Annotated in this window: 30 protein-coding genes; 12 read left to right on the top strand and 18 right to left on the bottom strand. The window is 73.5% G+C overall.

Annotated elements, in window-relative coordinates; translation table 11 throughout:
* The first annotated feature begins 27 nt into the window (after positions 1 to 27).
* Positions 28 to 1176, top strand: a complete 1149-nt coding sequence (locus AB0J57_RS04260; protein WP_366126371.1) for a PAS domain-containing protein — start codon at positions 28 to 30, stop codon at positions 1174 to 1176.
* On the opposite strand, the gene AB0J57_RS04265 is transcribed toward AB0J57_RS04260, so the two are convergent.
* A complete protein-coding gene (locus tag AB0J57_RS04265; protein ID WP_366126372.1) occupies positions 1154 to 1948 on the bottom strand; it encodes an RNA polymerase sigma factor SigF in 795 nt (264 codons plus the stop codon). The genes AB0J57_RS04260 and AB0J57_RS04265 overlap by 23 nt on opposite strands.
* Before the next feature lie 293 nt (positions 1949 to 2241).
* Between AB0J57_RS04265 and AB0J57_RS04270 the strand changes: the two genes are divergently transcribed.
* The 7 genes from AB0J57_RS04270 (at position 2242) to AB0J57_RS04300 (ending at position 9471) form a co-directional block, all read left to right on the top strand.
* Complete coding sequence (locus AB0J57_RS04270) at positions 2242 to 4032, top strand: thiamine pyrophosphate-requiring protein (RefSeq protein WP_366126373.1); 1791 nt, start codon at positions 2242 to 2244, stop codon at positions 4030 to 4032.
* A 430-nt stretch (positions 4033 to 4462) separates the two neighbouring features.
* Positions 4463 to 4837, top strand: a complete 375-nt coding sequence (locus AB0J57_RS04275; RefSeq protein WP_366126374.1) for a DUF2795 domain-containing protein — start codon at positions 4463 to 4465, stop codon at positions 4835 to 4837.
* Between the two features lie 89 nt (positions 4838 to 4926).
* Positions 4927 to 5352 carry a CBS domain-containing protein gene (locus tag AB0J57_RS04280; RefSeq protein WP_366126375.1) on the top strand — a complete coding sequence of 142 codons (426 nt, stop codon included), beginning with the start codon at positions 4927 to 4929 and terminating at the stop codon, positions 5350 to 5352.
* A gap of 21 nt (positions 5353 to 5373) precedes the next feature.
* Positions 5374 to 5931 carry a type 1 glutamine amidotransferase domain-containing protein gene (locus tag AB0J57_RS04285; protein WP_366126376.1) on the top strand — a complete coding sequence of 186 codons (558 nt, stop codon included), beginning with the start codon at positions 5374 to 5376 and terminating at the stop codon, positions 5929 to 5931.
* 174 nt (positions 5932 to 6105) lie between these two features.
* Positions 6106 to 6693 (top strand): TIGR03086 family metal-binding protein, encoded by a 588-nt coding sequence (locus AB0J57_RS04290; RefSeq protein WP_366126377.1) that lies wholly within the window; start codon positions 6106 to 6108, stop codon positions 6691 to 6693.
* Between the two features lie 66 nt (positions 6694 to 6759).
* Positions 6760 to 7926, top strand: coding sequence for a Vms1/Ankzf1 family peptidyl-tRNA hydrolase (locus tag AB0J57_RS04295; protein ID WP_366126378.1), 1167 nt, complete (start codon positions 6760 to 6762; stop codon positions 7924 to 7926).
* A 36-nt stretch (positions 7927 to 7962) separates the two neighbouring features.
* Entirely contained in the window at positions 7963 to 9471 is a 1509-nt protein-coding gene (locus AB0J57_RS04300) for a phosphatase PAP2 family protein (RefSeq protein WP_366126379.1), read from the top strand.
* A gap of 34 nt (positions 9472 to 9505) precedes the next feature.
* On the opposite strand, the gene AB0J57_RS04305 is transcribed toward AB0J57_RS04300, so the two are convergent.
* A complete protein-coding gene (locus AB0J57_RS04305; protein ID WP_366126380.1) occupies positions 9506 to 10261 on the bottom strand; it encodes a hypothetical protein in 756 nt (251 codons plus the stop codon).
* Positions 10262 to 10448: 187 nt separating this feature from the next.
* Between AB0J57_RS04305 and AB0J57_RS04310 the strand changes: the two genes are divergently transcribed.
* On the top strand, positions 10449 to 10616 hold the full coding sequence (locus AB0J57_RS04310; protein WP_366126381.1) for a hydrophobic protein: 168 nt from the start codon (positions 10449 to 10451) through the stop codon (positions 10614 to 10616).
* Between the two features lie 5 nt (positions 10617 to 10621).
* On the opposite strand, the gene AB0J57_RS04315 is transcribed toward AB0J57_RS04310, so the two are convergent.
* From AB0J57_RS04315 to ligD, 9 genes are all read right to left on the bottom strand, one after another.
* Positions 10622 to 10900 (bottom strand): gas vesicle protein K, encoded by a 279-nt coding sequence (locus tag AB0J57_RS04315; protein ID WP_366126382.1) that lies wholly within the window; start codon positions 10898 to 10900, stop codon positions 10622 to 10624.
* Entirely contained in the window at positions 10897 to 11115 is a 219-nt protein-coding gene (locus tag AB0J57_RS04320) for a gas vesicle protein (RefSeq protein ID WP_366126383.1), read from the bottom strand. The genes AB0J57_RS04315 and AB0J57_RS04320 overlap by 4 nt, the downstream gene beginning before the upstream one ends.
* 14 nt (positions 11116 to 11129) lie before the next feature.
* Positions 11130 to 11918, bottom strand: a complete 789-nt coding sequence (locus AB0J57_RS04325) for a GvpL/GvpF family gas vesicle protein (RefSeq protein WP_366126384.1) — start codon at positions 11916 to 11918, stop codon at positions 11130 to 11132.
* Positions 11915 to 12247: a gas vesicle protein gene (locus AB0J57_RS04330; RefSeq protein WP_366126385.1), complete on the bottom strand. Its 333-nt coding sequence runs from the start codon at positions 12245 to 12247 to the stop codon at positions 11915 to 11917. Before AB0J57_RS04330 ends, AB0J57_RS04325 begins: the two co-directional genes overlap by 4 nt.
* The gene (locus tag AB0J57_RS04335; protein WP_366126386.1) at positions 12244 to 12480 is read right to left on the bottom strand and encodes a gas vesicle protein GvpG; all 237 of its coding nucleotides are present in this window, start codon (positions 12478 to 12480) and stop codon (positions 12244 to 12246) included. Before AB0J57_RS04335 ends, AB0J57_RS04330 begins: the two co-directional genes overlap by 4 nt.
* A gap of 18 nt (positions 12481 to 12498) precedes the next feature.
* Positions 12499 to 13215, bottom strand: coding sequence for a GvpL/GvpF family gas vesicle protein (locus AB0J57_RS04340; protein ID WP_366126387.1), 717 nt, complete (start codon positions 13213 to 13215; stop codon positions 12499 to 12501).
* Positions 13212 to 13631, bottom strand: a complete 420-nt coding sequence (locus AB0J57_RS04345) for a gas vesicle structural protein GvpA (RefSeq protein WP_366126388.1) — start codon at positions 13629 to 13631, stop codon at positions 13212 to 13214. Before AB0J57_RS04345 ends, AB0J57_RS04340 begins: the two co-directional genes overlap by 4 nt.
* A 19-nt stretch (positions 13632 to 13650) precedes the next feature.
* Positions 13651 to 13992 (bottom strand): gas vesicle protein, encoded by a 342-nt coding sequence (locus tag AB0J57_RS04350; RefSeq protein WP_366126389.1) that lies wholly within the window; start codon positions 13990 to 13992, stop codon positions 13651 to 13653.
* Between the two features lie 68 nt (positions 13993 to 14060).
* Complete coding sequence (gene ligD, locus AB0J57_RS04355; protein ID WP_366126390.1) at positions 14061 to 14972, bottom strand: non-homologous end-joining DNA ligase; 912 nt, start codon at positions 14970 to 14972, stop codon at positions 14061 to 14063.
* Positions 14973 to 15055: 83 nt separating this feature from the next.
* Between ligD and AB0J57_RS04360 the strand changes: the two genes are divergently transcribed.
* On the top strand, positions 15056 to 15592 hold the full coding sequence (locus AB0J57_RS04360; protein ID WP_366126391.1) for a GNAT family N-acetyltransferase: 537 nt from the start codon (positions 15056 to 15058) through the stop codon (positions 15590 to 15592).
* 48 nt (positions 15593 to 15640) lie between these two features.
* Here the strand turns inward: AB0J57_RS04360 and AB0J57_RS04365 are convergent, their stop codons facing one another.
* The 3 genes from AB0J57_RS04365 to AB0J57_RS04375 form a co-directional block, all read right to left on the bottom strand.
* Positions 15641 to 17512 carry a transketolase gene (locus AB0J57_RS04365; RefSeq protein WP_366126392.1) on the bottom strand — a complete coding sequence of 624 codons (1872 nt, stop codon included), beginning with the start codon at positions 17510 to 17512 and terminating at the stop codon, positions 15641 to 15643.
* Position 17513: 1 nt separating this feature from the next.
* Entirely contained in the window at positions 17514 to 18836 is a 1323-nt protein-coding gene (locus AB0J57_RS04370; protein WP_366126478.1) for an NAD(P)/FAD-dependent oxidoreductase, read from the bottom strand.
* A 304-nt stretch (positions 18837 to 19140) separates the two neighbouring features.
* Positions 19141 to 20175, bottom strand: a complete 1035-nt coding sequence (locus AB0J57_RS04375) for an SDR family oxidoreductase (RefSeq protein WP_366126393.1) — start codon at positions 20173 to 20175, stop codon at positions 19141 to 19143.
* Between the two features lie 138 nt (positions 20176 to 20313).
* Between AB0J57_RS04375 and AB0J57_RS04380 the strand changes: the two genes are divergently transcribed.
* Positions 20314 to 21120 (top strand): class I SAM-dependent methyltransferase, encoded by an 807-nt coding sequence (locus AB0J57_RS04380; RefSeq protein WP_366126394.1) that lies wholly within the window; start codon positions 20314 to 20316, stop codon positions 21118 to 21120.
* Between the two features lie 67 nt (positions 21121 to 21187).
* Complete coding sequence (locus AB0J57_RS04385; protein ID WP_366126395.1) at positions 21188 to 21535, top strand: VOC family protein; 348 nt, start codon at positions 21188 to 21190, stop codon at positions 21533 to 21535.
* Here AB0J57_RS04385 and AB0J57_RS04390 read toward each other — a convergent pair.
* The 4 genes from AB0J57_RS04390 to AB0J57_RS04405 all read right to left on the bottom strand — a co-directional run bounded on the left by AB0J57_RS04390 (position 21532) and on the right by AB0J57_RS04405 (position 26187).
* A complete protein-coding gene (locus AB0J57_RS04390; RefSeq protein ID WP_366126396.1) occupies positions 21532 to 23601 on the bottom strand; it encodes a DUF5107 domain-containing protein in 2070 nt (689 codons plus the stop codon). The two genes, AB0J57_RS04385 and AB0J57_RS04390, sit on opposite strands and share 4 nt — an antisense overlap.
* A gap of 39 nt (positions 23602 to 23640) precedes the next feature.
* On the bottom strand, positions 23641 to 24240 hold the full coding sequence (locus AB0J57_RS04395) for a GNAT family protein (RefSeq protein ID WP_366126397.1): 600 nt from the start codon (positions 24238 to 24240) through the stop codon (positions 23641 to 23643).
* 20 nt (positions 24241 to 24260) lie between these two features.
* On the bottom strand, positions 24261 to 24605 hold the full coding sequence (locus AB0J57_RS04400) for a hypothetical protein (protein ID WP_366126398.1): 345 nt from the start codon (positions 24603 to 24605) through the stop codon (positions 24261 to 24263).
* Positions 24606 to 24726: 121 nt separating this feature from the next.
* A complete protein-coding gene (locus AB0J57_RS04405; RefSeq protein WP_366126399.1) occupies positions 24727 to 26187 on the bottom strand; it encodes an MFS transporter in 1461 nt (486 codons plus the stop codon).
* Positions 26188 to 26246 lie beyond the last annotated feature (59 nt).

The following is a 26246-nucleotide window of genomic DNA, read 5'->3' on the forward strand; positions in this document are numbered from 1 at the left end:
GCTCCCCGGTCCGGTTACGGTGCTTCCATGACGCAGACGGACGAGTTCGGCGAGGACCTCACGGATTTTGTACGACGGGTCGCCGAGCTGCGCTCCGCCCGCGCTCTTCCGCCCGGCGAACAGCAGGGCGTCCTGGACGCGGCGCTCTTCGAACTCCAGCATGCGGCAGAGTCGCTCTGGCCGCGCTACGAGCGGCTGGCGGCCCGTGCCCCGGACGGCACGTCGGCCGACCGGCAGGAGCGGCAGTTGCTGAAGACGCTGTTCCAGCGGTTGCCGCTGCCGGTCGCGCTGGTCGACCGGGACACGGTGGTGCGCCGGATGAACTTCGCCGCGACGGGTCTGACCGGGGTCCGCGCGGGCTACGCCACGGGCCGCCCGCTGGCCGGGCTGCTGGTCTCCGGCGACCGGGGCCCGCTGCGGACGCAGGTGGCGGCCACGGCGCGCGGCGAGGGCGCCCGCAGCCTGACCGTACGGCTCCAGCAGCGGCCGGACGAGCCGGTGCGGGCCTCCCTGGTCGCCCTGCCGCTGCCGGGCGAGCCGCAGCCCACGGTGCTGGTGGTACTCCAGCCGGGCGTGTCGGGGCCGGCGGCGCCGGCGGCCGGCGGGGCGGCGGGGCGCCGGCTGCTGCCGCCCGATCTGGCGGAGGCCACGCAGCGCGCCGGGATGATGGACCTGGTGGACGCGATGGCGTGCGCGCTGCTGACCTGTCCGCCGGGGGACGCGGACGCGGCGCTGAGTGCGGCCGCACGGGTGCTGCACGGCCGGTTCGCGGACTGGGTGGTGGCCGACACGGCCGGGGCGCGGCCGCTGCGCCGGGCCGTTGCGCTGGGGCCGGCGGAGGAGGCGTACGCGCCGCTGGTGAGGACGGTCGCGGCGCAGGACCCGGCGGGCTGCCCGCTGGTGGTGGAGGTGGCCCGGGGCGGGTCGGCCTCGTTGCAGGTGCGGCCCGAGGACATCCTCGCGTTCGGCGAGGACGCCTCGGGCGCGGCGGTGCTGGTGCGGGCCGAGGTGAGCTCGCTGTTGTGCCTGCCGCTGCCGCTGGAGGACGGCGGCGTGCTGGGCGTGCTGACCCTGTTCCGTACGGGTGCGAGACGGGCCTTCTCGATGGCCGAGGGGCAGGCCGCCGATGTGATGTCCCGCCACATCGCGCTCGCTATGCGGCGACGTCCCGCATGATGTCCTCCCGCATCTGGGTGCAGCAGCGGCTGATCAGCCGGGAGACGTGCATCTGGGAGATGCCGAGGTCCTCGGCGATGCGGCTCTGGGTCATGTCGCGGAAGAACCGCATGTAGAGGATCTTCTGTTCGCGTTCGGGCAGGTTGCGCAGGCGCGGCTTGACCGATTCGCGGTCGATGACGACGTCGAGGGCCGGGTCGGGGCCGCCGAGCGCGTCGACGAGGGTGTATCCGTCCTCGGTGCCGGGCAGCTCCGCGTCCAGGGACAGGGCGGTGAAGCTGTCCAGGGCCTCCAGCCCGGCGACGGCCTCCTCCTCGGTCATACCGGCCTTCTTGGCGATCTCGGACACGGTGGGAGCGCGGCCTCCGACCGAGTGCGAGAGCTCCTGGTAGGCGGTGCGGACCCGGCCCCGCAGGTCCTGGACGCGGCGCGGGACGTGGAGGGTCCACATGTGGTCGCGGAAGTGGCGCTTGATCTCGCCCGTGATGGTGGGTACGGCGAAACTCTCGAAGGCCGCGCCGCGTTCGGGGTCGTACCGGTCCACGGCCTTCACCAGGCCGAGGGCGGCGACCTGCTTGAGGTCCTCCAGGGACTCGCCGCGGTTGCGGAACCGGCCGGCGAGCCGGTCCGCCATGGGGAGCCAGGCGCGGACGATGTCCTGCCGGACTGCTTCCCGTTCCTCGCCCTCTGGCAGGGTGGCCAGGCGCTGGAACGCCTCGGCGGTGTCGGGGGCGTCGTCGTGCGGATGCTTCGTCTGAGCGAGGGTAGGCATGATGCTTTTCAGCTCCCTGAACGGTGCTGACGGTTGGCTGTCACCCCGAGGAGAGCTCCTTTCTCCGGGCAGGGGGACACGCCCGGAGCGGATCGCCGCTCCTACGGACGTGCCTCCGGTCCGAAGCACGAGATGCGCATGCCCGGGGCCGACCCAGGCAAACTCCTCTTTCCATGCTGGCCGCCCCCGCGCGTTTCCGCTCTTCGGGGCCCGGTACCCGGGCCTGTGCCGCTGCGGCACAACGGCTGTTACCGCTGAGTAATAAGGGACCCAAGAGGCCAGGAGGAGCGCTGATGAGCAAGGATGTCGCCGACCTGATTCTCGCGCGGCTGCGCGACTGGAACGTCGAGTATGTGTTCGGCTATCCGGGTGACGGGATCAACGGACTGATCGCCGCCTGGGGCCGCGCCGAGAACCAGCCCCGGTTCATCCAGGCCCGGCACGAGGAGATGGCCGCGTTCCAGGCGGTCGGGTACGCCAAGTTCGGGCACCGGCTCGGAGTGTGCGTGGCGACCTCGGGGCCGGGCGCGATCCACCTGCTGAACGGCCTGTACGACGCCAAGCTCGACCACGTGCCGGTGGTGGCGATCGTGGGCCAGACCGCCCGCAGCGCGATGGGCGGCTCGTACCAGCAGGAGGTCGACCTCCACTCCCTTTTCAAGGACGTCGCCTCCGACTTCATCGCCACGGTGAACGTCCCGGAGCAGCTCCCGAACGTCCTGGACCGGGCGATCCGCACCGCGTACGCGCGCCGCTGCCCGACCGTGGTGATCGTGCCGGGCGACGTGCAGGAGCTCGAATACACGCCGCCGACCCACGAGTTCAAGATGGTGCCCTCCAGCCTGGACCGCAGCGCCTGGACGGCCGTACCCGCCGACGACGCCCTGGAGCGGGCCGCCGAGGTGCTGAACTCCGGCGAGAAGCCGGCCATCCTGATCGGCCAGGGCGCGGCGGCGGCCCGCGCGGAGGTCGAGGAGGTCGCCGACCTGCTGGGCGCGGGGGTCGCCAAGGCGCTGCTCGGCAAGGACGCGCTGTCCGACGAACTGCCCTACGTCACCGGGTCGATCGGGCTGCTGGGCACCCGGCCCTCCTGGGAGCTGATGCAGGGCTGCGACACGCTGCTGACGGTCGGCTCCAGCTTCCCCTACAGCCAGTTCCTGCCGGAGTTCGGGCAGGCGCGGGCGGTGCAGATCGACCTCGACCCGCACATGGCGGGGATGCGCTACCCGTACGAGGTGAACCTCATCGGCGACGCCCGCGCCACGCTGCGCCGCCTGATCCCGCTGCTGCGGCGGAACAGGAAGCGCGGCTGGCAGGAGAAGACCGAGAAGTCGGTCCGGCGCTGGGAGGAGGTCATGGCGCGAAGGGCCTCCCTGAGCACCGATCTTGTGAACCCCGAGTACGTGGCGCGGGCGCTGTCGCCGCTCCTGCCCGACCGTACGCTGCTGACCTCCGACTCCGGCTCGGTGGCGAACTGGTACGCGCGGCACATCACGATGCGCGGCGACATGCGCGGCTCGCTGTCCGGGACCCTCGCCACGATGGGGTGCGGGGTGCCGTACGCGATCGGCGCGAAGTTCGCGCACCCGGACCGGCCGGTGGTGGCGCTGGTCGGGGACGGGGCCATGCAGATGAACGGGCTGGCGGAGCTGATCACGGCGGCCAAGTACCGGCACCAGTGGGACGATCCGCGGCTGGTGATCGGCGTGTGGAACAACCGGGACCTCAACCAGGTGACGTGGGAGCTGCGTGCCATGGGCAACGCGCCGTCGTTCCTGCCGTCCCAGGAGCTGCCGGACGTGCCCTACGCGCTGTTCGCCGAGTCGATAGGGCTGACCGGTCTGCGGGTGGAGAAGCCGGACGAGGTGGAGAGCGCCTGGCGGATGGCGCTGGCGGCGGACGGCCCGGCGGTCGTCGAGTTCGTCACCGACCCGTCCGTACCGCCGATCCCGCCGCATGCGACCTGGCAGCAGCTCGAGTCGACCGTCGCGGCCCTCGTGAAGGGCGACGCCGAGCGTGGCGCGGTCGTGAGGCAGGGGCTGAAGGCGAAGATGCAGGAGTTCCTGCCGGGCGGGAAGCCGTGACCGTGCGGGCCTCCTCCCCCGTGGTCCCCGGCCCCGGTTCCGGTTCCGGCAGCATGAGTTCCTCGTAACGCCCCATCGCCATGATCACGCCGAGCATCACGGGCGGCAGCAGCAGGGGAACCAGTACGGATAGCAGTCCCATGACCCGGTCCTTCCGTCAAGGGCCGGGTCTCCCCCGTGACGGAAGACAAACCCTCGGTGACGCAGGCGGGCGGAACGCGCGAGGGCCGGAACGCCGCAACGCGCGGGGGCCGGAACAGCCTTCGGGCGCGGACCGCCGTCCGCGCCCGAGACCTTTTTCTTCCCTGTCACCCATGGCCGCTCGGCCGCACCGGCGAGTCCCCCACTCCCCCGGTCCCAAACCCGGGTTTGCCTCCGCCGGGCCGGGTACCCGCCCGGCGACCGCACACGGAAGATCGTGGAGGGCGCCATGCAGCGAGGCAGCGACCGGCTCAGCCGCCGCCAGGACGATGAGATGAAGCACCAGCTCAAGGGGCTGCTCAGGTCCGGGCACCCGACCAGGACCGAGGAGTGGCACGACCCGGAGCCGGTCGCCGAGGACGACCCGGAACTGGCACCGCCCCGGGTGCACACCGACCCGTTCGAGGCGCTGCGCCTGGAGCTGGGCCGGCATCTGGCACGTACGCCGTTCCCGGCGCACCGCGGCGACCTCCTGCGCATCCTGCGGGAGCGCCACGCGCCCGACCCGCTCATGGAGCGGGTGGCGTCGCTGCCCGGCGACCGCACCTACCGCAGCGTGCAGGACGTGGCCGTGGCACTGGTGCGACCACCGCACCCGGCCTGATCGGGCATGAAGGGACCCGGGGCGGGTACCCCGGGCGGCGTCATCCGAAGGGAAGAGGCGAGAGGGAAGAGGCAGGAGGGCGGACAGCCATGGCACAGCTCGTGAGGGACGTCATGACGCCCGGGGTGGCGGCGGTGCGCCCCGACGCGTCGCTCGTCGAGGCGGCCCAGCTCATGCGCGCCCAGGACATCGGGGATGTGCTGGTGGCGGACGGCGACCGGCTGCTGGGCGTGGTCACCGACCGCGACATCGCGCTCCGCGCGGTCGCCGACGGCGCCGACCCCCTCACGGTGAACGCCGTGTCGGTGTGCACACCGGACCCGGTGTGCGTCGCCCCCGACGACGAGGTGGCGTCCGCCGTGGACCTCATGCGGCGTTATGCCATCCGCCGGCTGCCCGTCGTGGAGGACGGCCGCCCGCTCGGCATGGTCAGCATCGGGGACCTGGCCGTGTCGCAGGACCCGCACTCCGCCCTCGCCGACATCAGCCGGGCCGAGCCCAACACCGGCACCTGACAGAGCCAGAAAGGAACCACTGTGCAGATCGCGTTTCTCGTGGCGCCCGAAGGCGTCGAACAGATAGAGCTCACCGACCCCTGGCAGGCGGTGAAGGACGCCGGAGACACGCCCGTCCTCGTCTCGACCAAGCCGGGCGAGATCCAGGCGTACAACCACCTCGACAAGGCGGACACCTTCCCCGTCGACCGGACCGTCGCCGGCACCTCGGCCGGGGACTTCGGCGGCCTGGTGCTGCCCGGCGGCGTCGCCAACCCGGACTTCCTGCGGATGGACGAGAAGGCCGTCTCCTTCATCCGGGAGTTCTTCGAGGCGGGCAAGCCGGTCGCGGCGATCTGTCACGGGCCGTGGACGCTGGTGGAGGCTGATGTGGTGCGCGGCCGGCGGCTCACGTCCTGGCCGAGCCTGCGGACCGACATCCGCAACGCCGGCGGTGAGTGGGTCGACGAGCGGGTCGAGGTGTGCGAGGCACAGCCCAGCACACTGATCACCAGCCGCAAGCCGGACGACCTCAAGGCGTTCTGCGAGGCGTTCACGGCCGAGTTCGCCAAGGCGGCCAAGGTGTCCGCGAGTGGCTGATCACGGTTCCCACGCCAGGCCGGCTCCTCGTCCCGCGCGGCGGACGAGGAGCCTCGTCGTGACCCGTCGTGCCCCCCCCGCCGGGCCACCCCGCCTCGCGCCGCGTACCGCGCGGGGGAAGAGTGGACGGGGTGGCGTCGGTGACGTCATACGGACCCACGGAGGTGACCCCGGATGCCGAACCCCCATGTGCCCAGCTCGCTCCTCGCCCGGCACGGTGAGGCGCTCGACCTGTTCGGCGAACGGGTGCACGCCGTGCGCCCGGACCAGTGGGACGCCCCGACGCCCTGCACCGACTGGACGGTCCGCGACCTGGTCAACCACCTGACCGCCGAGCAGTTGTGGGTGGTCCCGCTGCTGCGGGAGCGGCGCACCGTCGCGGACGTCGGCGACGCCTTCGAGGGCGACGTCCTGGGCGACGACCCGGTCGCCGTCTGGGACCGGGCGGCGGCGGAGTGCCGGGAGGCGTTCCTGGAGAAGGGCGCCATGGACCGGACGGTCCACCTCTCCTACGGGCCGACGCAGGCCACCGCGTACTGCTCGCAGATGACTTCGGACCTGGTCATCCACGCCTGGGACCTGTCGCGGGCGATCGGCGCCGACGAGCGGCTGCCGCACGACCTGGTCGAGTTCACCGTGCGGGAGGTGTCCCCGTACGCGGACAGCCTGGCCGGGAGCGGCCTGTTCGCCCCCCGGCTCAAGACTCCGCCGGACGCCGACGAGCAGACGAGGCTGCTGGCGATGGTCGGACGCGAAGCGTGACCTGTGTGGCCCGTGGTCTGTCGGGTACCCGTCGGGGACGCACAATCCGGCCTCCGGGAGGGAGCCATGCAACTCGCCTTTCTCACCCCCCTCTTCGACCGTCCCGGGCCGTGGGCCAGCGTGTATCTGGACACGTCCCGGATCGACGAGTCCACGCAGGAGCGGCGGGAACTGCAAGCCCGGGACGCCTGCCGGGCGCTCGCCGCCCAAGGGTGTGACCCGGCCACCGAGCGTGCCGTGTACGAGGCGCTGACGAGCGGGCGCCGCCCGCCGGGCGAGGCCGGGCGGGCGGTGTTCGCGGCGCACGGCGAGGTCGTCCTCGACCCGCCGCTGACGCGCCGCCCCATCGCCCCCGCCGACGTGACGTGGGCCGCGCTGCCCAGGCTGACGCCGCTGCTGGACCTGGCGGCGCAGGAGCCGGTCTGCCTGGTCGCCTACATCGACCGCACCGGCGCGGACCTGGAGCTGCGCAGTCCGCTCGGGGGCCGCCCCGCCGGTCATGTGGAGGGCCGTGACTGGCCGATCCACCGCACCGGCTCGGCCGACTGGTCCGAGCGTCACTTCCAGCTCAGCGTGGAGAACACCTGGGACGAGAACGCGGAGCGGATCGCCGAGGCCGTCGCCGAGTGCGAGGAGGAGACCGGCGCGGATCTGATCGTGCTGACCGGTGACGTCCGTGAGCGGCACTCCGTGCACGAGCGGCTGCCCGCCGAGTTCAGCCCGCTGGCCGTGGAGAGCGAGCACGGGAGCCGGGCGCCTGGCGCCGGCAAGAGCGTGCGGCTGCTGGACGAGGACGTGGAAGCGGCCCGGCAGGAGCACCTGCGGCGGCAGGCCGAGGAGGAGCTGGACCGCTTCCGGGCGGCGCGCTCCAGCGGCGGCGGCGCGCCGGCCGCGGCCGAGGGTGTGCCCGCGCTGATCGAGGCGGCCCGCGAGCACCGGATCGCCGAGCTGCTCATCCGGCCCGAGGGGCCCGACACGCACCGCGAGGTGTGGGTGGGCGCCGAACCCGACCAGATCGCGGTGCGCCGCAGTGACACGCACTACCTGGGCGAGCGCGAGCCGCTGCCCGCCCGCGCCGACGACGCGCTGCTCCGCTCGGCGGTCATGACGGGCGCGGAGGTGCTGCGGGTCCGCCCCGAGGTCGAGGACGACGTCCCGGTCGGCGGCCTCGGCGCGCTGCTGCGCTGGCCGTACGCGGAGAAGGAACGCGAGCGGGAGGCGGCACCCGCCTGACGCGTGGGCACGTGAGGGACGGGGTACGCGCGGGGCATGTCCGATTCCCACGGCGTGCAGCCGGCCGAGACCGTCCGTGACCGGGTGACCGCCCGGCTCAGCGCCTGGGACCGTGAGGTCTTCCACCGGGTCGCCACCCGCCACTGGCCGGGTGGCGACCGGGTGCTGCCCCGGTTGAGTCGTGCGGCGAACCACGGGCTGCTGTGGTTCGGCGCGGCGGCCGGTATGGCCGTCGTCGGGCGCGACGCGCGGTCGCGGCGGGCCGCCGTGCGCGGCGTGGCGTCCCTGGCACTGGCGTCCGCGGCCATCAACACGGTCGGCAAGCGGTCCGTGCGCCGCGCCCGGCCGGTGCTGGACGCGGTGCCGCTGGTGCGCCAACTGAAGAAGCAGCCGTTCACCACGTCGTTCCCGTCCGGGCACTCGGCCTCCGCCGCCGCCTTCGCGACGGGCGTCCTGCTGGAGTCCAGGGGCTGGGGCGCGGCCGTGGCGCCGGTCGCCGCCGCCGTGGCGCTGTCCCGCGTCTACACGGGCGTCCACTATCCGAGTGACGTGCTCGTCGGCGCGGCGCTCGGTGTGGGCGCCGCGTTCGCCGTGCGCGGGATCGTGCCGACCCGGTCGCAGTTGCCCGCCCCGGGCCGCCCGCACGCCGACGCGCCCGCCCTGCCCGGCGGCGCCGACCTGGTCGTCGTCGCCAACCGGGGCTCCGGCTCCGGGGACACGGCCGCGCTCGTACGGGACGCGCTGCCGCGTGCCGAGGTGCTGGAGTGCGACCCGGACGACATACCGCACGTGCTGGAGAAGGCCGCCGTGTCCGGGCGGTGCCGTGCCCTGGGGGTGCTCGGCGGCGACGGCACGGTCAACCGGGCCGCCGAGGTGGCCGCCCGGTACGGCCTGCCGCTCGCGGTGTTCCCGGGCGGCACCCTGAACCACTTCGCGTACGACCTGGGCGTCGAGTCGGTCCACGACACCTGCCGCGCGCTCGCCTCGGGGGACGCGGTCCGCGTCGACCTGGGCCGGTTCGCCCCGGGGCCGGACGGCTCGCCGTACGGGTACTTCCTCAACACCTTCAGCCTGGGCGTGTATCCGGAGCTGGTACGGCTTCGGGAGCGCTGGTCGCCCCGGATCGGCGGCTGGCCCGCCGGTGTCCTGGCCGCGTGGCACGTGCTGCGCGGCGAGCATCCGCTGGAGGCCGAGCTGCACGGCCGCCGGCGCCCGCTGTGGCTGCTGTTCGCGGGGAACGGCGTCTACCGGCGCATGGGCCCGACGCCCGGCCGCCGCCACGACCTGGCCGACGGCCTGCTGGACGTCCGGGTGGTACACGCCGGGCGGCTGCCGGGGCTGCGGCTGCTGGCGGCGGCGCTGGCGGGGCCGCTCAGCCGGTCGCCGGTGCACGCGGCCGAGCAGGTGCGGCGGGTGCGGGTCTCGGGCCTGGTGCCGGGGACGCCGCTGGCGTACGACGGCGAAGTGACCGAGGCCCCGCCGGAGTTGTTCGTCGACAAGGCCGACGAGGCACTGACGGTCTACCGCCCTCGTAAGGCTCTGTGACGCCGGACCCGGAAGGCCCTCCGGCGCCCGGCGGTCACCGCCCGAGCGTCCCCGCGTCCCCCATCACGATCACCGGCTTCTTCGCCGGGTCCAGGGCGAGCAGCAACTGCCGCATGTCGTCCCGCTGGAGGGAGATGCACGCGCGCGTGGGCCCGCCGTGGTCGACGTGGATCCAGACGCCGCCGCCCTTGCCGAGCCCGAGGGGGCGGACCTTGTTGAGGGGGGACGTGCCGGGGATCCGGTTGTAGTCGATGGCCACGACGTGGTCGAAGGAGCCCTCCAGGGGTTCGCCCAGGAAGCCCGTGCCGGACAGGTTGAACTCCGCGTCCTGGTCGTAGGGCAGCAGGGTGCCCGGGTCGGGCAGGGCTCCCCCGGCGTCGCCCAGGGCGAACACCCCGATGGGCGTCCGCAGGTCGCCGGCGCGGTGGTTGGCCGTCCAGCCGCGCAGCGCGTTGTGCGCGGGCCACGGCTGGCTGACGGCCTTCCACCCGGTCGCCGGATCGCGCTCGTACAGCACGGCGGTCGACTGGTGGGAGTGCGGTCCGTCGCCCTTGACGACGAGCGCCTGGGTGCTGGTGGCGGGGATGTGCGAGCGGGTGCCGGGGCCCAGGCCGGGGATCTCGGCGGGCGCGGGCCGCGCGGGCGCTCCGGGTGCCGGGGCCGCCGCCGTCTTCTTCACCGGGACCTGGGGGCCCTGGGCTGTCCGTGGCTCTCCCGCACATCCCACGAGCAGTCCGGCGCACACCGCGGCGGTGAGCACGAGACGTCCTGCGCTGGTGACGAGGGGCATGTCGGAGCCTTTCCCTTCGTGGACTGCGGCCACAGGGATGATGATGTGCTGATCCGGCCGCCCCGGCGCGGTGGTGACGGGGCGACGCGCACGAAGTTCCCCCGGTCCACCTAAGCGCCACCCCGCACCGGGCGCGTTCCGTGTACGAGTTCGAATCCGGGGCACCCGGAGGGCGGAGGTGCAGATTATGGTTCCCATCCTGCTCGTTCTGCTGCTGGCGCTGGTGCTGTTCGGCTTCGGCTTCGCGGTGAAGGTGCTGTGGTGGATCGCGTTGGCGGTCCTGGTGATCTGGCTGCTCGGTTTCCTGATGCGCACGACGACGGACGCCGGACGGTCGCGCTGGTACCGCTGGTAGCGGGATCAGAGAAGGGGCCCGAGCGGCCCCAGGTCGATGTCGAGGTCCTCCGGCGCGAGTCCGAACCGCGTCCGGAGGACCTCCATCCGGTCCTCCAGCAGCATCAGCGTCAGCCCGATGCGCTCCTCCTGCTCCTCGGTGAGGTCCCCGCTCTCCACACGCCGCAGCGCCTGACGCTCCATGAGCTGCCGCAGCAGCTCCACGACCGTCAGGACGAGCGCGGCCAGGTCCCGTTCGACGGTGTCGGGGTCGAGCTCCACCGTGCGGCGACGCGACGCGGTCACGGGCGCACCTCCCGGAGGGCTTCCCAGGGAGACGGCACGTCCTCGCTGACCGAGCTGATGAGGGCCTTCAGGTCGACGCGTACGAGGTCGACGTCGGCGATCCGCAGGGTGAGGTCGCCCGTCAGCACGACCCCGCCCGCCAGCAGCCGGTCCAGCAGGTCGACCAGGGCGATACGGCGCTCGCCCAGCGGCTCCACCGTGCTCGTCGTGCTCATCGGGCTCACCGTGCTCATCGGCCGGCCTCCTGGACCTCTTCGTCCGCTATGCCGGCGAAGGAGTACGGCGCCCACGGCCCCGTGAGTTCGACGCGTACGCCCGGCTCGGACGCCCCGTCGACCAGCTCGACGAACCGCTGGCTGCGCGCCCGGTCCACCAGGTAGGCGGCGTTGAGCACGTTGACCCCGGCGGCGCCGGAGAGCCGGGCGTCCTGGGGCCGGTGGACGGTGCCGGCCTCCGCGTACCGGGACAGCTCGGCGTGCAGCCGGCGGCACAGGGCGTCGGCCCGCTGCCAGTCGCCCTCGCGGCTGCGGCGGGCGTGCAGGCGGCGGCGCAGGTAGTCGCGGCCGCTCGCCTCGCGCCCGGGGGCCGCCGCTTCCTCGCTCTCGGCGGCGGCGCCTGGCTCCGCGTACACCTTGACGCCCCATTCGACCCGGCCGTCCAGCCGCTTCAGCGCCCGGACGAACCGGTCGTGCCCCTCCTCCAGCAGGCGCCGTACGCCGCTGTCGTCGCGGCAGACGGTCGCGAGGCGCAGCGGGAGGGGGCAGGTCACGGTCGACAGGGCGGAGATCACCGCGTCGTGGGCGCGCGCGGTGCCGGCCAGCCAGTCGAGGTCCTCCAGGCGGGCCCGCAGCGGCGCCTCGTCGAACTCCTCGGCCGGGACGCCGCTGGTGACGGCGACCAGGTCGCCGTGGCGCAGCAGCCTGGGCGGTTCGCCGTCGATGCCGCGTGCCCCCTCGGGCAGGACGCCGTCGAAGGGGCGCGTGACGGCGTACACGTAACGCAGCCGGTCGGTGCTCATGCGGTGCGTCCCTCCAGTTCGGCGATGCGGCGCTGCAAGTCGGCGTTCTCGCGGGAGAGTTCGCTGTGGCGGGCGCGGGAGGAGAGCGCGGGGTCGCTCTCCCACCAGTCGATGCCCATCTCCTTGGCGCGGTCGACGGAGGCGACGACGAGGCGCAGCTTGATGGTCAGCAGCTCGATGTCGAGCAGGTTGATCTTGATGTCACCGGCGATGACGACGCCCTTGTCGAGGACGCGTTCCAGGATGTCGGCGAGGTTGGCGCTGCTGCCGTCCGAGGCGTACGGGCTGGGCAGGCCGCCGCCGGGGCGTGCGGGGCGTGGGGTGGTCATGGCTGTCTCGGGCCCTTCTCCAGTCGGTCGAGGAGCTCGTCCTCGCGGCGGTCGAATTCCGCCTCGTCGATCTCGCCCGCCTCCAGCAGTTCGTTGAGGCGGGCGAGTTCGCGCTGTACGGCGGCGGGGTCGTAGTACTGCCGCTCGGCCTCCGCCACCACCTGGCGCAGCACCCAGGCGGTGCCGCGCAGGGGGGCGGCCGGCAGGAGCAGCAGCTCTCCCAGCAGGCCCATCGCTCGGGTCCTTCCCTCTCACTCCACGAAGCTGTACGGCGGCAGCGGTCCGTTCACCTGGAGCACGAGGTGGTTGTGCGTCCGTCGGAGCTTGTCGATCGCGGCGATGAGGGCGCCGGCGCGGTCCCGCTCCACCAGGAACGAGATGTTGGTGAGCCAGCCGCCGCTCTCCGGGCCGGGGCGGACGTCGGCGGCCTCGGCCTCCAGCGCCTGCTGGATGAGCACCGCGTCGCCCGCCTCGCGCTGCTGGACGGCGGCCGCGACGCGTTCGCCGAGGGCCAGCTTCTGTTCGTACGTGCCGCCGCCGGCCGCGCGGTTGGCCTCGCTGAGCTCGCGCAGCTCGGGGTTGTCGGCGAGCACCCGGTGCAGGACGGCCTCTTCGTCGTGGCTGGCCTTGACGTTGTACTCGACCTTGTCGTCCAGGGCCCGCAGCCGTTCCAGGTAGTGCTCCTCGCGCTCGCCGAGGACGGCGACGACCGCGTCGTCGTCGGGCGAGATGCCGCCGAACCGCATGGGCAGGACGGCGCCGCCCGCGCCCGCCTCGGCGAGCACGTTCTGGTGGGCGAGCAGGTCGCGCCGCTTGGGCCTGAGGTCCTCGGGCGCGTCGCTGACGAGCGCGGCGAGGGCGCCGTGGGTGAGGACGCGGACGGGCTGGGGCGGTTCGCCGACGCCGCCCATCTTCTCGGGCAGGCTCGGGTGTGAGCTGCGTGCGATTCCGTAGACGTACGTGCTCACTCCTGCTCCTCCTTCTTGCGGGTCGACGACGAGCGGCCGGACGAGCCGCTGGACGAGCCGCCGGACGAGCCCTTCAGGGCGTCCGAGATGGTTTCGGCGGCTCCGGAGAGCGCCCCCTTGGACTTGCCGCGGGCGCCGGACTCGGTCATCTCACCGACCAGGTCGGGCAGTCCGGGGTCCTTGCGGGGGCCCGCCTCCAGGTCGAGGCGGTTGCATGCCTCGGCGAAGCGGAGGTAGGTGTCGACGCTGGCGACGACGACCCGGACGTCGATCTTCAGGATCTCGATGCCGACCAGGGACACGCGGACGAACGCGTCGATGACGAGTCCGCGGTCGAGGACGAGTTCGAGGACGTCGTACAGGCCGCTGGTGCCGCGGGCGCCGCCTCCGCCTTGCTGTGCCGGGACAACGGTCATGGTGGGGTGCCTCCCTCCCTCAGGAACGGTCGGCCCTGCCGCGTTCGTAGCGGCGGACGCGCCGGTAGCCACTGAGCTCGCCGTGGGCGTCGAGTTCGACGTCGTACGAGGCGAGCAGGCTCATCGTGTCGGGGACACGGGCCAGTTCGAGGACCTCGACGGTCAGGCTCCAGCCGTCCTCGGTGCGTTCGAACGACGACACCGACTCGGCTTCCATGCCGGTCAGTTCGGCGAGCTGGGCGCATGCGCCGCGCAGCACCTGCATGGGGCCGGGTGACTGTTCCCGGGGCTGTTGTTGTGCCCGGGCGCTCTTCGCCCGGGCGTTCGTGTGGTTCTGGGTGTTCTCGGGTTGGTTCGCCATGAATGCCTCGCTCTTCGGGTTGCCGTGACTCGGGCCCGCAAACCCTTGGCCCTGGCTCGGTGCGCGGCTCAGCGCAGTGCGTCGAGGCGCCGGCGGGCCGGGCCGAGGGCGCGGGGGCGGAGCGCCGGGCCGTCCCAGGGTGCGCTGCGGGCCTGTTCGAGTGCGGTGGCGACGGTCCAGCGGCGGGCGTGCGTGGCCGGGTCGTCGAGCTGGTCCCAGCGCAGGGGCGTGGCGACGGGGGCGCCCGGCCGGGCGCGTACGGAGTAGGGCACGACGGCGGTCTGCGCGTAGCCGTTGCGCTGGACGTCCAGGTAGAGGCGGTCGCCGCGGGCCTGTTTGCGCGCGGCCGTGGTGAGTTCGCCGGGGTGGGCGGCGGCGAGGGTGCCGGCGACGTCGCGGGCGAACGCGCGCACGTCGTCGAACGCGCTGTGCCCGTCGAGCGGCACGATGACGTGCAGTCCCCTGGAGCCGGTGGTCATCAGGGCGGAGGGCAGCCTGAGCGCGTCGAGGAGTTCGCCGAGGAGGTGGGCCGCGCGGCGTACGGCGTCGAAGTCGTCCTTCGGAGGGTCGAGGTCGAACACCATGCGGTCCGGGCACTGGAGCCGGTCGGCCTTGGACTGCCAGCGGTGCAGGGTGACGCACGCCTGGTCGGCGAGGTGGAGGAGCGTGGCGGTGTCGTCGCACACGGTGTGGGTGACGGTGCCGCCCTCCTTGGGGACGGTCACGCGGTGCACCCAGTCCGGGTAGCTGTCGGGCGTGTCCTTCTGCATGAAGCGGGGGCCGTCGATGCCGTCGGGGTGCCTTTCGAGCATCAGTGGCCGCCCGCGCAGGTGCGGCAGCATGAAGGGCGCGACGGAGTGGTAGTAGTCGGCGAGTCCGGCCTTGGTGATCCCGTCGCCGGGGAAGAGGACCTTGTCGGGGCGGTGGATGTCGACGGTGCGGCGGCCGGCGCGTACGGCCCTGGTGCTGCTCGTACTCATCGTGTGCGCGTACCCGGGCCACCGCCCGCCACACGCCGGAAACCCGTTGCGGGCGGCGCCGCGCGGGCGCAGCATCCGGTGGCATGAGTGTCTTCCTGGAAACGCCCCGGCTGCGGCTGCGCACGGTCACCGAGGACGATCTGGACGAGGTGGTCGCGCTCGACAACGACCCCGAGGTCATGCGGTACCTCAACGGCGGCCGGCCCGCGTCGCGCGACGAGGTGCGGACGGAGGCGCTGCGGCGGCTGATGGGGCGCGGTTTCTGGGCCGCCGAGACGCGCGGCACGGGCGAGTGGCTGGGCTGGTTCTCGCTGGAACCGCTGGCCCGGGAGGGCGAGGTGGAGCTCGGCTACCGGCTGCGCCGGGCGGCATGGGGCCTGGGGTACGCGACCGAGGGCGCCCGGGCGCTGCTCGACAAGGGGTTCGCGGAACTGGGCGTGCGGCGGGTCAGCGCGCAGACGATGACGGTCAACGCGGGGTCGCGGCGCGTGCTGGAGAAGTGCGGACTCCGTTACGTCCGGACGTTCTTCGAGGAGTGGCCTGACGTGATCGAGGGCTCCGAGCAGGGCGATGTGGAGTACGCCCTCACACGCGAGGACTGGCTGGCGGACCGGGCCTGAACGCCCCAAGAACGTACGGGCGCGGCCGGCTCGCCCGTACGCCCTCGGTCACGGTGCCACGACACGCTCCACCAGCAGTTGTACGGCCGCCACGATGGCCTCGGCGTCGATGCCCGCCTTGTGGAGCTGCTCGTCCGGGGTCGCCGACGCGGGCATGTTCCGTACCGCGAGGCGGGCCATGCGCGGGGCGGGCCGGCCGTCGGAGAAGGCGTCCGCGACCGCGTCGCCGATGCCGCCCTCCGGGTGGTGGTCCTCCACGGTGAGGATGCACCCCGTGGCACCGGCCGCTTCGTCGAGCGTGTCGGCGTCGACGGGCTTGACGGAGTACAGGTCGATCACCCGGACCGGGATGCCGTAGTCGTCGAGCAGGTCGGCGGCCTTGAGCGCCTCGTGGACCGTGACCCCGGCGGCGACGATCGTCGCCCTGTCGTCGTCGCCGTGGGTGCGCAGCACCTTGGAGCCGCCGACCGGGAAGGTCTCGTCGGGCCCGTACAGGACGGGCATGTCGCCGCGTGAGGTGCGCAGGTAGCGGACGCCCTTGAGGTCGGCCATCGTGGCCACGAGCCTCGCGGTCTGGTTGGCGTCGCACGGGTACAGCACGGTGCTGTCGTGCACCGAGCGGAACATGGCGAGGTCCTCCAGGCCCATCTGGGACGGCCCGTCCTGGCCGATGGCGACGCCCGCGTGGGAGCCGACGAGGTTGATCCCGGCACGGCCGACGGAGGCCATCCGGACGAAGTCGTACGCCCGGGTCAGGAAGGCCGCGAAGGTCGAGGCGTACGGCACGTAGCCGCGCGTCTGGAGCCCCACGGCGGCGGCCACGAGCTGCTGTTCGGCGATGTAGCACTCGAAGTACCGGTCGGGGTGGGCCTTGGCGAAGAACTCGGTACGGGTGGAGTCGCTGACCTCCGCGTCCAGCGCGACGACGTCGGCGCGCGCCGAGCCGAGCGCCTCCAGGGCGTGCCCGTAGGCGGTGCGGGTGGCGACCGAGTCGCCGACGTCGAAGCGCGGCAGCTCGGGCTCCGGCGGCTCGCCCTCGCCGTTGGCGCCGTTGGCGAGGGTCTTCCGGCCGGTCGCCTCCGGTGGCTTCTGGACGTCGACGTGGACGGACCGGGGGCCGCCCAGCTCCGCGATCGCGGCCTCGGCGTCCTTGAGGGGCTTGCCGTGGAAGCCCTCCAGGTCCTCGACGGCGGCGACGCCCCGGCCCTTGTGGGTGGCGGCGAGGATCACGGTCGGCTGCCGGATCGTGGAGCGGGCCTCGGCGAACGCCCGGTCGAGGGCTTGCACGTCATGGCCGTCGACCTCGATGGTGTGCCAGCCGAAGGCGTGCAGCCGCCGCTCGTAGGCTGCCAGGTTGTGTTCGTGCCGGGTCGGTCCGCGCTGCCCCAGCCGGTTGACGTCGACGATCAGGGTGAGGTTGTCGAGGTGGTTGTACGCGGCGTGTTCGACCGCCTCCCACACCGAGCCCTCCGCCATCTCGCTGTCGCCGGACAGGACGTAGACGCGGTACGGGATCTCGTCGAGGCGCTTGCCGGCCAGCGCGATTCCGACGCCCACGGGCAGGCCCTGCCCGAGGGAGCCGGTGGCGACGTCCACCCACGGCAGCCGGGGCGTGGGGTGCCCTTCGAGGCGGCTGCCGAGCTTGCGGAAGGTGAGCAGTTCGTCGTCACCGACCGCCCCGGCGGCCTTGTACATGGCGTACAGCAGCGGTGAGGCGTGCCCCTTGGAGAGCACGAACCGGTCGTTGCCGGGGTGCTCGGGGTGGTCGAAGTCGAAGCGGAGGTGGTGGGCGAGGAGGACGGCCGCGATGTCGGCCGCCGACATGGACGAGGTGGGGTGCCCGGAGCCGGCGGCGTCGGCGGCGCGTACCGCGTCGACACGCAACTGCTGTCCGAGGGTGGCCAGTTCTTCGTGGTGCATGTCACTCCTTGCCGTGTGCGTCTCCGTGTCCGGGTCCGCCCGGGATGCGGGCGAGTTCGGGCGAGGCGGTGTCGAGGGGCACCTGCCAGGAGCGGAGCAGGCCGAGCTGGACGGCCTGGCGCGGCAGGGCGGCGTCCAGCAGCCAGTCGGCGGCGACCCGCACCCGGTTCCCGGGCATGGCGGCCAGGTGGTAGCCGCGCGTGACGGCACCGGCGACGGGGCCGGACAGTTTGACGCCCATCGGGTTGGCGGCCGCCTTTACCCCGCCGAGGTCGACGGCGAAGCCCAGGTCGCTGTGCTTGTACGGGACGGCCTCGCCGTACCCGAGCGACGCGGCGACGTTGCGGGCGGCGACCTTGCCCTGCCGGGAGGCGTGCTGTGCCGTCATGGGCGTGAACTCGCCGGGCCGGGTCAGGTCCGGTACGGCGGCGGCGTCGCCGCACGCGAAGACGTCCGGGTGGCCGGGCACGCCGAGCTGCGGGGTGACGACGAGCCGGCCGCGCTCGACGGGCAGGCCCAGCTCGGAGACGAGCGGGTCGGGGCGTACGCCGACGCACCAGATCAGCGACCGGGTCTCCACGAACTCGCCGTCGTCCAGCAGGACCCCGTCCGCCCTGGACTCCTTGACCGACGTCTTGGTCCGCACGTCCACGCCCCGGCTGCGCAGCACCTCGTCGGCGGTGCGGGAGAGCTTCTCGTCGAGGCCGGGCAGGACGCGGTCGGCGACGTCGAGGAGCATCCAGCGGGGCCGGACGCCGGCGGGCCAGGAGGGCTGTTTGCGGACGAGGGCGTCGGTGAACATCTTGCCGTGCGCGGCCAGTTCCGTACCGGTGTAGCCCGCGCCGACGACCACGAAGGTGCAGCGCGAGGTGCATTCGGCGGGGTTCCCGGAGGCCGAGGCCAGCTCTATCTGCCGGGTGATGTGGTCGCGCAGGTACAGCGCCTCGGGCAGGCCGCGGAAGCCGGTGGCGTTCTCGGCGACGCCCGGGATCGGCAGGAGTTTGCTGACGCTGCCGACGGCCAGGACGAGCCGGTCGTAGGTGAGGGTGCCCTCGGTGCCTTCGGGGTCGGTGTAGTGGACCGCGCGCCCGTCGAGGTCGACGTGGTCGGCCTGGCCGAGCACCAGCCGTACGTGGCGCAGGGTGCCGGGCAGGGACACGGTGATCCGGCGCGGTTCCAGGACACCGGCGGTGACCTGGGGCAGCAGCGGGAGGTAGAGGAAGTAGTCGGTCGGGTTCAGCAGCACGATCTCGGCGCGCCCACGCAGGCTGCGGGAGAGGTGCCGGGCGGTCTGGTATCCGGCGAAGCCGGCTCCGACGATCACGACGCGCGGCAGGGCGCGGGCGCGGGAGCCGTCGGGGTGGCCGGGCCGGCCGGAGGGGCCGGGAAGCGGGCCGGACGGGCTGACGGACGGGGTCACAGGGCCTCCAGCGTCATGTCTGCGTGCACAGCTTCGTGAAGCGGACGGACCTTCCCGGTGCCCCGGAGCCTGCCTCCCAAACGCGGCATACCGGTCGCGGGGCGGCCCCGGGACGGCCCCCCGGCCGGGCCCGCCCGGCGGCCCGGGGCCGCAGCCGGACGATCCCGGACCCGGCCGCGGGGGGACGCCCCCTCCGGGCGGCGGCGGGTCAGCGGCGGCGGCGCAGTGCCGTCGCGGCGGCCGCGGCGGCTGCCAGGGCTCCGGCGGCCAGGGCGGCGGGGTGGCGCAGCAGGACGGTGTCGGCGTACAGGGCGTGGGAGGTGGCGTCGAACCGGCCGTGGGCGCCGAAGTCGCGGCCGAGCGCGCCGTCGACGGGCGCCCAGAGGTTGCTGGGTGCCGGTTCGTCGGCGTGCCCGGCCGGCGGCTCGCCGGGGTCCTGCTGGGCCTCGTACATGGTCCGGGCGAGGTAGCGGTCGAGGAGGCCGGGCGCGAGGGCGTTGGCGAGCAGGGTGGCGACGGTGGAGGCGCCGACCCTGTACTCGCGGCGGCCCGGGTGACCGGCGGCGTGGACGACCGCGCGGGCGGCGACCTCCGGCTGGTAGACGGGGGCGACGGGCCGGGCGCGGCCGGGCATCCGGGAGAGCGCCCAGTCGAACTGCGGGGTGTTGACGGCCGGCAGTTGGACCATGGTGGTGCGCACCTTGCTCCCGGCGTGCAGCAACTCGCAGCGCACGGACTCGTTCCAGCCCTGGATGGCGTGCTTCGCGCCGCAGTACGCGGACTGGAGCGGGATGCCCCGGTAGGCGAGGGCGGAGCCGACCTGGACGACGGTTCCCCGGTCGCGGGGGACCATGCGGCGCAGGGCGGCCCTGGTGCCGTTCACGTACCCCAGGTAGGTGACCTCGGTGACGCGTCGGAACTCGTCGGGGCCGATCTCGGTGAAGGGCGCGAACACGCCGGCGAAGGCGTTGTTGACCCAGACGTCGATGGGGCCGAGTTCCGTCTCGACCCGCTCGGCCGCCTCCTCGACGGCCTCGTGGGAGGCCACGTCGACCGGCACGGTGAGGGCCTCGCCGCCCGCCGCGCGCACCTCGGCGGCCGCGCCCGCCAGGCCCTTCTCGCCGCGCCCGAGCAGGGCCACACGGTCGCCGCGGGCGGCGAAGGCGCGAGCGGTCGCCCTGCCGACGCCTCCGCCGGCGCCGGTGATCACGACGGTGCGCGGCTGCGGCAGGTTCGCATCCATGCGGCGGCGGGTACCCCGGCCGGTCCGGGGCCTAACGAGCCACCACGCGTACCAGAGTGTGAGATGCGCGTATCACCATGCGACACAACGGCGTACGGTGGCCGTACCAACCACCCGGCAACCAGAGGGAGTACGGCGATGGCCGACGTTGTCTACACGCATGGGCACCACGAGTCGGTACTGCGCTCGCACCGGTGGCGGACGGCCGCCAACTCGGCGGCGTACCTGCTCGGCGAGGTGCGGCCGGGGCTGGACGTGCTGGACGTGGGCTGCGGTCCCGGCACCATCACGGCGGACCTGGCGGCGCTCGTCGCCCCGGGCGGCAGCGTGACGGCGGTGGACGCGGCGGGTGACATCCTGGAGCAGGCCCGCGCCACGGCGGACGAGCGCGGCCTGGACAATGTCCGCTTCGCGGTCGCCGACGTCCACGCACTGGACTTCCCCGACGACTCCTTCGACATCGTCCACGCCCACCAGGTGCTCCAGCACGTGGGCGACCCCGTCCTGGCGCTGCGCGAGATGCGACGGGTGTGCCGGCCCGGCGGTGTCGTCGCCGCACGTGACAGCGACTACGCGGCCTTCGTCTGGTACCCCGAGCTGCCGGTGCTGGACGAGTGGCAGGAGCTGTACCAGCGGGTCGCCCGCTCCAACGGCGGCGAGCCGAACGCGGGCCGCCGGCTGCTGTCCTGGGCCCGGCAGGCCGGGTTCAGCGACATCACCGCCACCGCCGGCACCTGGTGCTACGCCACAGCCGGGGAGCGCGCCTGGTGGAGCGGGCTGTGGGCGGACCGCACGACCGCATCGGTGTACGCGAGGCTCGCGGTCGACGGCGGACACGCGACCGAGCCGGAGCTGGCCGCCATCGCCGAGGGCTGGCGCGAGTGGGGACGCCAGGACGACGGCTGGTTCCTGGTGCCGCACGGCGAGGTGCTGTGCCGGGCGTAAGGCCCGCGCGTATCACACGGTCCCGAACGGATCACGCGGCTCCGCGTCGCCAACTACCCTTGGGCGTATGGAGATCCTCGGCACCACGCTACGCGTCTGCGTCCATGACCTGGAGAGTTCGGTGGCCTTCTACGAGCGGCTCACCGGCAGCCGCGCCCAGCGCTTCGAGCGCGGCGGCGTCTCGGTGGCGGCGGTGGGGTGCTTCCTGCTGATGAGCGGCCCGGAGGCCGAGCTGGAGGTCCTGCGCAAGGTGGCGGCGACCATCGCGGTCGAGGACGTGGACGCCGCGCACGCCACGCTCACCGAGGTCGGGGCGAAAATCGTGGCGGGTCCGGTGCCGACTCCGGTGGGCCGGAATCTGATCGCGGTCCACCCGGACGGGTCGGTCTTCGAGTACGTCGACCGGAGGCGTTAGCCCTTCGGGCCGGAGCTCTTCGGGCCGGTGGTCTTGGGACCGTCGCCATCCGGGCCGGAGCTCTTGGGGCCGTCGCCCTCCGGGCCGGGCCGCATCCGGAAGTCGTAGCGCGCCGGGAGCGGCTCGTCCGTCGCCGCCGACCACAGCTCCCCCAGCGTCTCGGCGCCCTCCCGAAGGTCCGGCACGTCGAAACCCGCGTCGAACACGGCCCGCGCGCCCGCCCGGTCGCCCTCGGCGAGCAGCACGCGCACCTCCGCCAACCGGAACGCGCCACGCTGCCGCACCGCCGGGGGCAGCCTGTCCAGCACGGCCCGGGCGGCACCGGGGCGGCCCGCCGCCAGCAGGGCGTCGAGCGCCTCGCGGGCCAGCGCGACCAGGGCGGGGGTGTCGTCCGTACCCGAGGCGGCGCACAGGCCGTCGAACGCCTCCGCGTACCGGTCGGCGGCCCGTTCGCGGTGGCCGCCCTCGCGGTCGGCGACGGCCAGGCAGCGCAGCAGCGGCCACCGGGCCGCCCCGGCACCCCCCAGGCCGCGCTCCCAACTGCGGACGGCCTGCGCGCGGTCGCCCGCGTGCCACTGGGCGACGCCCAGGTGGTACTCGGTGTGCCAGTCCGCCGGCGCCGTCTCCAGCATGTCCCGCCAGTGCGGCGCGACCAGCGACGGGCCCGGCGGCGCCCCCGGCGGCGGCGCGGGCAGCACGCCCGTGCGCAGCAACTCCCGCCACGGCTCCTGCTGTTCACCGAGCGCCGACTCCGCGAAGGGCGTGCCGGGCAGCGTGAAGCGCCCGCGCAGCACCTCCAGCGCGCCCCACCCCGAGCCGGTGGCCAGGAGCGTGCCGGGCTCGGTGTCGGCGCACCGGCGCCACGCCGCGCAGGCGGCCTCGACGTCCGTCCGGGGCAGTTGCTCCTCCAGCCGCTTCGCGACCTCCGCGCGCGCCGCGCCCCAGTCCGCGCCGTGCACGGCGCGCGGGTCGGCGGCCAGCGGCCCGTACGCCTCCAGCCAGTTCAGCTCCCCCTCCGCGTCCAGCCGCACGTGTTCGAGCTGGGTGCGGGCGAGCCCGGCCTGGATCTCGGCGTAACCGGGCGCTCCGGGCGTTTCCGGTTCGGTGAGCCACTCCTGCCAGCGCCGCCCGCCCCTGCCGTGTCCCCACACGAACAGCTTGCGGCCGCGCAGCAGGTCGGTGGAGGTGTGCACGAACCCCTCGCCTTCCGCGTCCAGTGCGGCGATCCACTTCCGGGAGCCGTCCGGCACCTCGTAGAACCAGTCGCCCGAGTAGGCGCTGTTCAGCGGGTACGTACGGTCCTCTCCGTCCTGGTACGGCACCGGGACGCGGCGCAGGGTGTGGGCGTGGCCGTGGTGCCAGGCCTCGTCGGCGGGTGCCAGGACCCGACGGTCCTCGGGGACCGCGATGTTGGTCCACCAGTAGACGGGGGCGGGCCGCTCGTGCGGGTTGCGGACGCGTACGCCCGCGTAGAGGAAGTCGGAGCCGGCCGGCAGCCACAGGTCGACCTGGAAGGGCAGGTCACGCAGCCGCTCCCACTCCCACAGCCGCACCATGTCGCCGCCGTCGGGCGCCGGGACGACGGCGGCGTGCAGCGGGGCGCAGGTGAGGGCGGTGTGGCCGGTGGCGCCGATGTTCCACTCGATGCCGCCGGAGAACCAGGCGCCGTTGAGGGCGAAGGCGGCGGGCTGGAACACCGGGTTGCGGTGGAGGAGTTCACGGCCGGTGGGCTTGTGGTGGAGCGAGTGGACGCGGCCGCCGAGCCCGGGCAGCACGGTGACGCGCAGCCGGTCGTTCTCGATCACGATGGCGTCGAACGCGGTGGCGGTGCGCTCGCGCCCGTACCCGTCGAGGATGCGGGCGGGCAGCGGGGTGCGCAGCGGCGCGTGGCCGGTCTGGCGGGCCATGTCGCGGGGCATGGCCCGCCGGGTGGCGTCGTCGACGGTGCGGGGCCGGTCGAGGAGGCGGAGTGCGGGGAGCGGGTTCTCGGGTCCCAACGGGGCGGCCGGCAGGGTCAGTACGGTACGGCGCACGGTCGTCCCGGCGTTCGTCGTCATGACGACCATGGAACACGGTGGACGCCGTACCGGCCAGGGGGTCCCGGCTCAGTACGGGCGGGGCGGCAATGGTTTGTCGGCCGTCACCTTGTCGGCCGTCACCTTGTCGGCCGTGATCGCCCAGCGTTCGTGGTCGCGCCAGGCGCCGTCGATGAAGATGAACGCCGGGGAGAAGCCCTCCAGCCGGAACCCGGCGCGGCGCACGAGCGCGATCGACGCCTCGTTCAGCGGCTGGATGTTGGCCTCCAGCCGGTGCAGGCCGAGCGGCCCGAAGGCGTACCGGAGGACCAGGGCCAGCCCTTCGCCCATCAGGCCCCGGCCGGCCGCGTGGGCGAAGGCGCCGTAGCCGAGGGTGCCGCTGAGGAAGCCGCCCCGGACGATGTTGTTGATGTTGATGAACCCGGCGATGGCGCCGCCCGCCTCCCGCTCGCAGACCAGGAGCGGCTCGGCGGCCGGGCTCTCGATGCGGGCGCGCGCGTAACCGGCGTACGCCTCGGGGGTGTCCGGCGGGAAGAGCCACGGCCGGTGCAGGTCCCTGCTCTCGCGGGCCCGTGCGGTGAACTCCTCGGCGTCCTCGTGGGTGAAGTGCCGGATGCCGACGCGCGGGCCTTGGGCCAGGTACGGGGTGTGGGGGCCGTTCGCGGACATCCGGTCAGGGTACGAGGGCGTCAGCGGTCGCGCTTCGGGCGGGTCGCCGCGTTGCGGGGCGGGCACTTCTCGCCCTTCTTCATCACGTCGACGGAGAGGGTGCGGCCGCCGAGGTCGGTGCCGGGGGCGGGGTGCTGGGAGCAGACCTTCCAGTTGGACGGCCACAGCACCGTACGGTCGTAGCCGCTGGCGTCGCGCACCTCGACCCTGGTGCGGTAGTCCATCGTGGTGAAGACGGTCATGAGCCCCTTGCCGGTGAAGTCGGGCAGCGGCGGGGCGGCTGCCGCCGCGCTCGTCGCGCCCGTCGCGCCCGTCGCTGTCAGGGCGAGGGCCAGCCCCGCCGTCACCGTGACCGCACGCCGCATTTTCGCCTCCGGGTGGAAGAACGCCGCCGCCCCCGGCAACCAGGATGTGCGGATCCTGGTCGCCGGGGGCGGTGGAGCGGGCCGTACGGGTGATCAGGGCTGGGTGCCCCAGGGTGGGCGATCAGTGGTGGGTGACGACGAGCTGCGGCTCGTCGGCGTCGGCGGTGTCGGCCGGGTCGGGGCGCTGGATGAGCAACGCGGTGACGACGCCGATGCCGAGCAGGGCGAGCGCGGCGTACATGGCGTGCTGGTAGCCGGCCTCGGTGACGCCCTGGGCGTCGCTGCCCGCGCTGATCATGGCGGAGGCGAGGGCGATGCCGAGCGAGGCGCCGATGCCGAAGCAGGCCCCGTTGAGACCGGAGAGGGAGCCGGGCTTGTCCTTGGGGGCGGTGGTGACGGCGAGGCCGTTGAGCCCGGTGAGCATGAAACCGCCGTACGTGACGCCGAGCGCGGCGAGCGCGGCGACCAGGATCCACTCGCTGTGCAGGAACAGCGTGGCGAAGACGAAGATCGCGAAGTTGGCGACGGCACCGGTGACCACGACCGTGCGCCAGCCGATCTTCGGGCCGAGGCGGCCGGTCAGCGGGGCGGAGATCACGCCGATGAGCTGGATGGGGGTGAGGAAGAGGATCGCGGCGGTCACCGCGCTCAGGCCGAGGCCGACCCGGGCGTCCTGGGAGAAGAGGGGGATCGTCAGCGCGATGGCGCCGAACGCGCCGCCGAGGGTGCACACGGTGGTGAGCAGCAGCGGCCAGGCGCGGCGGGAGGCCAGGACATCGAGGTCGATGACCGGGTTGGGGGCGCTCTTCTGCGAGACGAGGAAGAAGACGAGGGAGGCGACGCCGCCGAGCAGGAAGCCGAGGGTGAGCGCGGAGGTCCAGCCCCAGGCGCCGCCCTGGGCGAGGCCGACGAGGATGCCGGTGAGGCCGAGGGCGAGGGCGGCGATGCCACGGGAGTCGAAGCGGGCGTCGGCGTCGGTGGTGGGCGGGACGTCGGGGACGTACCGGCGTACGCCGATCAGGCCGGCGACGGCGATCAGGGTCGAGCAGACGAAGATGCCGCGGAAGCCGATGGTGTCGGCGATCTGGCCGCCGGCGATGGCGTCCACACCGGCGAGGCCGCCGTTGACGGCGGTGATGATGCCCGCGGCCTTGCCGAAGCCGGCCGGGGTGAGGAGCTGGTTCAGGGTGAGGAAGGCGAGGGTGAACATCGCGGCGGAGATGCCCTGGAGGACACGGCCGGCGATGAAGATCTCGATGTTCGGCGCGAAGACGCACAGCAGGTTGCCGATGATCAGGACGATCGCGCAGACGATCATCATCGGCTTGCGGCCGCGCTGGTCGCTGAGGCGGGCGAGCGTGACCTGGCCGATGGCGGCCATCAGGAAGAACAGGGTCTGCGACAGGCCGGCGGCGGCCGTGGTGGTACCGAGGCGCTCGATGACGTCGGGCAGCGCGGGGCTGAGCATGGTCGCGTTGATCTGGTAGCCGAGCACGGCCATGACCATCGCCAGCAGCATGGGGCCACGGCCCGCGAGGTCGGATTCGGCTCCGGAACGCGTCCGGCCGAGCGAGATGGACATGTCGGCCCCTTTGCCTTGGATGTCATGTCGGGATCGGTGAAACGGCACGCCGCTTGCCT

Source organism: Streptomyces sp. NPDC049837, from assembly GCF_040674455.1.
GTDB lineage: Bacteria > Actinomycetota > Actinomycetes > Streptomycetales > Streptomycetaceae > Streptomyces.